The sequence below is a fragment of the Shewanella sp. T24-MNA-CIBAN-0130 genome, assembly GCF_040310185.1.
Taxonomy (GTDB): Bacteria; Pseudomonadota; Gammaproteobacteria; order Enterobacterales; family Shewanellaceae; genus Shewanella; species Shewanella psychromarinicola.
This window is the reverse complement of record NZ_JBEOPP010000064.1, coordinates 20,254-27,001: the sequence shown is the minus strand read 5'-3', so window position 1 is coordinate 27,001 and position 6,748 is coordinate 20,254. Positions and strand designations below refer to the sequence as shown.

At 41.4% G+C, this 6,748-nt stretch carries 5 protein-coding genes and 1 pseudogene; 3 read left to right on the top strand and 3 right to left on the bottom strand.

All coding sequences use genetic code 11. The annotated features are described in order from the left end of the window. Positions 1-66 precede the first annotated feature (66 nt). From AAEZ02_RS18915 to AAEZ02_RS18905, 3 genes and pseudogenes are all read right to left on the bottom strand, one after another. A pseudogene (locus tag AAEZ02_RS18915) lies at positions 67-873 on the bottom strand (circularly permuted type 2 ATP-grasp protein); the annotation flags it as partial. A gap of 151 nt (positions 874-1,024) precedes the next feature. Next, positions 1,025-2,119, bottom strand: a complete 1,095-nt coding sequence (locus tag AAEZ02_RS18910; RefSeq protein WP_124013812.1) for a zinc-binding metallopeptidase family protein — start codon at positions 2,117-2,119, stop codon at positions 1,025-1,027. A 287-nt stretch (positions 2,120-2,406) separates the two neighbouring features. Beyond that, positions 2,407-2,793 (bottom strand): ribosome recycling factor family protein, encoded by a 387-nt coding sequence (locus AAEZ02_RS18905; protein ID WP_351124490.1) that lies wholly within the window; start codon positions 2,791-2,793, stop codon positions 2,407-2,409. A gap of 300 nt (positions 2,794-3,093) precedes the next feature. On the opposite strand from AAEZ02_RS18905, the gene trmH reads away from it, so the two are divergent. From trmH to AAEZ02_RS18890, 3 genes are all read left to right on the top strand, one after another. After that, positions 3,094-3,840, top strand: coding sequence for a tRNA (guanosine(18)-2'-O)-methyltransferase TrmH (trmH, locus tag AAEZ02_RS18900; RefSeq protein WP_124013810.1), 747 nt, complete (start codon positions 3,094-3,096; stop codon positions 3,838-3,840). A 62-nt stretch (positions 3,841-3,902) separates the two neighbouring features. Beyond that, complete coding sequence (locus AAEZ02_RS18895; protein WP_124013809.1) at positions 3,903-4,511, top strand: DsbA family protein; 609 nt, start codon at positions 3,903-3,905, stop codon at positions 4,509-4,511. A gap of 487 nt (positions 4,512-4,998) precedes the next feature. Next, positions 4,999-6,572 (top strand): IS3 family transposase gene (locus tag AAEZ02_RS18890; protein ID WP_351124487.1). Its coding sequence is split into 2 segments (ribosomal slippage): positions 4,999-5,473 and positions 5,473-6,572, totalling 1,575 coding nucleotides; the frame shifts between segments, so codons are not numbered across the junction. Positions 6,573-6,748 lie beyond the last annotated feature (176 nt).

Genomic DNA, 6,748 nt, shown 5'->3' with positions numbered 1-6,748 from the left:
AGTGTAATTTGTTTCATAGGGCTATGATGATCCCATTTGGGACAAAATCAAGCATTTTCAATGATCACGGGTATAGACAACATTATCGTCCTCAACCACCAAATCACTGCCTTCAACGAGTTCGGCTCCCATTTGCTGGGCAAGGTAGGCGTGTTCAAAATAGGCTGAGTTATAAATACCTGGGGTAAGAACCACTATTTCAGGTTCTTCAATTTCTCTGGGGGACATTTCGGCTAACATGTCGTAAAGCTGAGATGGATAATCATCAATGGGTAAAATGCTGTATTTTTCGAACATTTCTGGAAAAACTCGCTTCATCACTAAACGATTTTCCAACATGTAAGACACACCAGAAGGCACTCTTAAGTTATCTTCCAGCACATACACGGTACCTTCATTATCCCTGACCAAATCAGAGCCGCAAATGTGTGCCCAAATGCCAAGTGGCGGGGTGAATCCTTTGCATTGCGGTAAGAAGTTCTTGGATTTATTCAGCAAATCAGCGGGGAAAACCCCATCTTTAATAATATTTTGCTCATTGTATAAGTCATTGATAAACATATTCAGCGCTTTCACTCGCTGCTTCAGTCCTATCTCAATTTGTTGCCATTCTTTTTTATCGATTAATCTCGGGATAATATCAAACGGCCATGCGCGATCGATTGAACCTTCTTCATCATTGTATACCCGAAAAGTAATACCCATGACGTGAATAGCTGAATCTGCAGCCGCTTTATATTCAATGATTTCGGAGTCAGAAAGAGAGCTTAAGTAATGACACAAATCAATAGCGCAGGGTCTTGGAACCCCATGATTCTTAACGAGTTCGTCGTGATAGTTGACGACATTGTAATCATTCCATTCAATAGTCATATATACCCTCTTTGGTTGCTTTTCAAACAACCATTATAGGCATAATTTAGAATTTTTATCGGATTAATTCATTTTTTTTTACAAAGTATAAAATATATTTTACACTTTATTGGCAAAAACATAGCCTTCTCTCGTTAACAATTTGCTTGATTTAAGCTGAGATATCACCGTTATCGCCGGTAATAATTTCATGAACAAAACGCAGTTTATCTAGCGCGGTAATTGAAATAACAAATGGATAGGCATCGTCCATCCCCATACTGCGATTCAAAGCATTTAGCACTGCGGTTAACCGGCACCAATCATTAAACAAATGGGTGAAGCTAGTCGATGTATAGGTTTGGCTGTAATCAGCCGAATTCACTAACGGGTTAGCAACTAGGTTGCCCGATACACTAAATTGGAAGTCATTGGCGGTTTCAAGCGTATCGACCATGTGTAAATAATGCGCCCACGTTTCAGCCCAATCTTCCCATGGGTGCATACTGGCATAAGCACTTATCCACACATTTTGCCAATTGTTAGAAGGTCCGTTTTGATAATACTGGCGCATGGCATCGGCGTAATCTAAGCGTTCGTCGCCGAACAACGCTCTGAACTCATCCAAGCGAGGAGAGTTTTTTATCAAGCGATCCCAAAAATAATGACCCGACTCGTGTCTAAAATGACCGACCAAAGTGCGATAGCGCTCTTGCATCATTTCCCGCATCTGAATGCGGGAAGCCGAATCAGCCTCATCTAAATTAATGGTGATCAACCCAGCATTATGCCCGGTAGAGACATAGTTCTTAACCGTTAATTCATTGCCAAATTCATCCTCGACCTGATCTTTTAAAAACGCAAAACCTAAACCAGAAATAGGGTCAGTAAATCGGTTAATCACCGGCAAATTAAGCTTAAGCAAAGTATAGAGCAAACGTCTTTTAGCTTGCTCCATACGAAACCACAACTTGATGTTATTTTCATCAGCAAGATTGGGTATGGTTTCTGTCAGACGACAAGACACACATAGCTCATGGCTATCTTGAATCGGGACCATCCAATTACATACATCATATTGGGAATAGTTTTTACACTGCCTATATAACAAACCATTACTGGATGCTTGCAGTTGCCCGTTACGGTTTTTAGTAAATGCACTGAGTTGCTGTTCTTCGGGGATAAACCCCAATAGCAAACTGCATGATACGCACTTGCTATTAGCAAAGTGTAAAGTGCTTCCACATTGACAAGAAAACGTCTTCAAACGTGAATTCCTTAATGAACAAACTCAAACTGAACATAACTCAGCATCATGGGCTAATTTAGAGTTAAGCGCAATGGCCATTCAGCACCATTAATAACCCCAAAAAAGCTGTTTTTTTGAGTAAAAAGCCTATCGAAAAAGCGCTTCAACATCACGCTTCAACTTGTTTACCATTAAATCAATAATCTCAAGATTATTGATTTAATGGGTAACTGATGAGTATCCATAATCCAATAGATATTAGGGGCAATCATTAGTGTATTATAATAAAAATAGTCAACTTAAGCTCATAATTCGATATTAAAACGTGCGATCCGGGCTTCTGCCATGGTGCATTGAGTAAGGTGAGTCAGTTCGCCCAAGGTGATATTTGGCTGGTCATTAATCAAACGCATAAGCTTTGCCTCTAAAGGTTCTAACTTGTCGGCATGACCAAGCAATGCGGTTTCAATCTTGTGGATAAGGTAACCAAAACTAACATCACTTTCTAATTTTAATCGCTCTGTAAACGACTGAATCTTAATAGCCTCACCTGATACCCCCCAATGTCGAGATCGACGCACACGCTTAACCTCGCATTCATATTGCAGCGCAATCGTTTTAGCTTGCTTGGTTTTCTCGCCGCCTATTCGGTGGATCAGAGAAGGTAATCGGATAGTAATATCTTCGGTCATGGCCTACGGTGAAAATCTATTGGGTTGGAATTTGCTAGCTTGATTAGCTAAAAAAATAGTTATTCTCTATCACTTATCAGCATCAATTTAAAAAGAGATATTGTGATTTCTGGCAACACAGATCATCTAAAAATGCGCTTGCTGAGATCAATGGCGTTTTAGGGTTAGCATTTTAACGTTATAATGGCGCACGAATGATCACCTTGCTATCAATATTAATCGATTTTCAGACGTATTGGGCGCTTTTTTGTTGAAAGCAAAGGTTAAAATGTGTTGAATAACATTAAGTAGAATTGCCCCATGAGCCCAGAACGTTTTGCCCGAATAAATCAGATGCTTGATAATCGACAAGTCGACTTAACGGTTTGCCTTGATAAAGTGCATATGACTAATAATATTGCGGCGGTTCTTCGCTCTGCTGACTGTGTGGGAATTTATGAAATTCATGCCGTGTGGCCCGATATTGATATGCGGGTATCTGGTAATACCGCCTCTGGAAGCCAACAGTGGGTTAACACAGTCAAACACGACACATTTGCTCAAGCTAATCACGCATTTAAAGCACAAAAAATGCAGGTGTTAACCACCACTTTTTCAGATGCTGCAGTGGATTTTCGCGAGATAGATTATACCCAGCCAACCGTCATCGTAATGGGTAATGAGCGTGATGGCGTCAGCGCAGAAGCGATTGAAGCGGCCGACCAACACATCATCATCCCCATGAGAGGCATGGTGCAATCACTCAATGTGTCAGTGGCTGCCGCATTAGTAATGTATGAAGCCCAGCGCCAACGCGAACAAGCCAATATGTACGGCACTCGTAAACTTGACCACGTTTACTGCCAAACTATGCTGTTTGAACAAGGTCATCCCATCTACGCCAATGCCTGTCGCCGTAAACAAATCCCCTACCCCGCTATCGATCTGCAAGGGCAAATTGTCGCCGACAGTGCATGGTGGCAGCGAATGCGCGCCCCTGACCCACAAGCGCTGCTAGCCAAGAGCGAGATTGATTCAACCCCTGACGAAACCCTGCTGATTCAATGATTGTATAATGCCAACAAACTATTTAGGATCAGCTTATCTGATCGCAAACAAGAATTAACTTAATGACTACTGAGCTTTATTTTATCTACGACTCACATTGCCCTTGGAGCTACGCAGCCACACCTTTGGTCAACGCATTGCAACAAGCCTATCCAGACATGAATGTACACTTGCTACATAGCGCGCATTACATCGGCAAAGACAGTGCTGGCGAAGAGCAGATGCAAGCCGCGGCAAAAATTAGTGGGCTTAAATTTGGTAGAGATCATCTTCGCTATGTAAACAGTCCTAAAAACTCAATAAAGACCGCAAACTTGATGGGATGGGTGCAGAGTAAGCAAGCTGACAAGCAATTGCCCGTGCTCAATGCGATACAAAGAGCACACTTCATTGAAGGCAATCCGCTGGATAATAAACACGACTTCACTGACATCGTAGAGAAGTTTAAACTGTCACCATCAAATAAAGTGTTTAAAGATGAGCTCAGTACGGATGCAGAATACGTACTAGAAGATATAGAAGAAATCCAACAAATCATCGGCACCACGGGCTTCCCCGTAATGGTAATGACAGTTAATGATAACGCCATCTTTATCGATCACTCACAATATCTTAGCGACCCTCAAGCCGTAGTCGCTGCGGTTGAAAAAGAGATCGCCGCTATTAAGTAAATAAAGAGTTAACTAAATAAAGAGTTAACTAGCTTTATCTATCACCGCCATTAACTAGGATATGGACATGACTCAGTGTCCGTTTGTGCCAATGTCGGATCCAGCTCGGTGTTTTATCCTCTTTAGAGGTTATAAAAGATAGCGCCACTACTATGTTGAATAAATTCGACCTCTAAAGTCTACAGAGTGTTCAATCGGCTTTGTCGTTGGCTTGTCTCTTGATGATGCTCACAACGGGATAATGTTGATTACTTTATCCCAACCCTCTTTGCTCGCTAAGTTTGCTGCTTTAGCCACGCTCATTTTTTGGGTTTGGGTTTGAGTTTGGGTTTGAGTTTGGATTTTTCACGATACTGTGCGTTCAGGACACTATAAACCTAACTGCAGCAAAGATAATGGGTCACGACCTTATCATTTGTCAGTTATTCCCCACCCCCCTGTGTCAGGATAGTTGTCGCCTCTACTTTTTTAGTTAGAGGAAATTAAAATGAAGAGAAAATTCACTACATCATTTAAGATACAAGCAGTCGAAAAGGCGCTTAGTCGAAATGAGAATTCAACATTAACTGAGATAGCTAATTCACTGGGTATTGGCGCTTCAACACTCAGCAAGTGGATTGTAAAAGCGAGTAACCAAGAATTTGAAACAGCTTCACATGATGATATAACAAGTATGAGTAATGATAAACGGCCACAAGATTGGACATTAAAAGAACGGTTTAACATGGTCGTTGTGTGTGCCTCTTTGAGCGACGACGCATTAAACACTCACTGTCGCTCGCAGGGGATTTACCCTCATCATGTGAAGCAGTGGAAGCTTGATTTCCTTAATGACAAGACTCACAAGCCGAAAACGGTTGCCCCATCAGAAATAAAAATCTTGAAGCATGAAAATAAATCATTAAAAAAAGAGCTTAATCGTAAAGACAAAGCATTAGCTGAAACAGCTGCATTATTGGTGCTCAAAAAAAAAGTCCACGAGATTTGGGGAAACGACGAGGACAATTAACCACCTGTTCAGAACGGCTGCGTATCTTGAGCCTTGTTAGAGAAGCTAGCGATGCAGGTGCTAGGCAAAAGATGGCCTGTGAAATAATTGGAATTAGCGCCAAAACACTACAACGATGGTTACAGACAAACAATGACAAAGATGGGCGAATAGAGGCAATACATGCACCTCAAAACAAGTTGACATCAATCGAGCAACAACGAATATTAAAAGTGGTCAATGAGCCTGAATTTGCCCATTTACCACCAAGTCAAATTGTACCGATACTTGCTGATAAAGGGATATATATAGGATCTGAATCGAGTATTTACAGAATATTAAAGAATAAAAAGCAGCTTCAGCATCGTTTAAAAAGCAAGCCTGCAAGAACGGTAATTAAGCCAAAGGCATTAACTGCAACCGGCCCCAATCAGGTGTATACATGGGATATCACCTATTTACCGACAAGTGTTAAGGGGAGCTTTTTTTACTTATATTTAGTGCTTGATATTTTTAGCCGTAAAATTGTTGGCTGGCAAGTACATTGCGATGAGCTTAGTGCCCTGGCGGCCGATTTGATGACCGATATTTGCTTGCGCGAGAAGGTAAAACCTCATCAAGTCACGCTACACTCTGATAATGGCAGCCCAATGAAAGGAGCAACTATGTTGGCAACGCTACAAGAATTAGGCGTAATGCCTTCATTTAGCCGCCCATCAGTAAGCAATGACAACCCCTATTCGGAGTCAATATTTAGGACATTAAAGTATCGACCAGAATACCCAGAAAAAGCATTTGAAGATCTTGATGCTGCACGCGAATGGGTGTTCGGGTTTACTAAATGGTATAACGATGAACATCGGCACAGTGGTATTAAATTTGTGACACCATCGAAGCGTCATCAAGGGCTTGATGACGCTATTTTATTAAATCGAGTGGCGGTTTATAAGAGAGCAAAAGCAGAAAAGCCGAGTCGTTGGTCGGGTGAAATTAAGAATTGGGATCTGATTAAAGAGGTTAATCTTAACCCAGAGAAATCTAAGGTTGAAATAAAAGAGGGCAAGGTGGCATAAAATCAAATACCAGGCGACAACTCCCTTGAAAAACACCGCCACCAAGCAGATTCTTTGCGACTACATGTTGATGTTTTTCGCGGCTATGCCCATTATTAGCATTCACAGCCTTGCGAACACACATAACGTGTTTAATCTGGGTGCTAAAAAATGCACTAGAAACATATCAATGTACA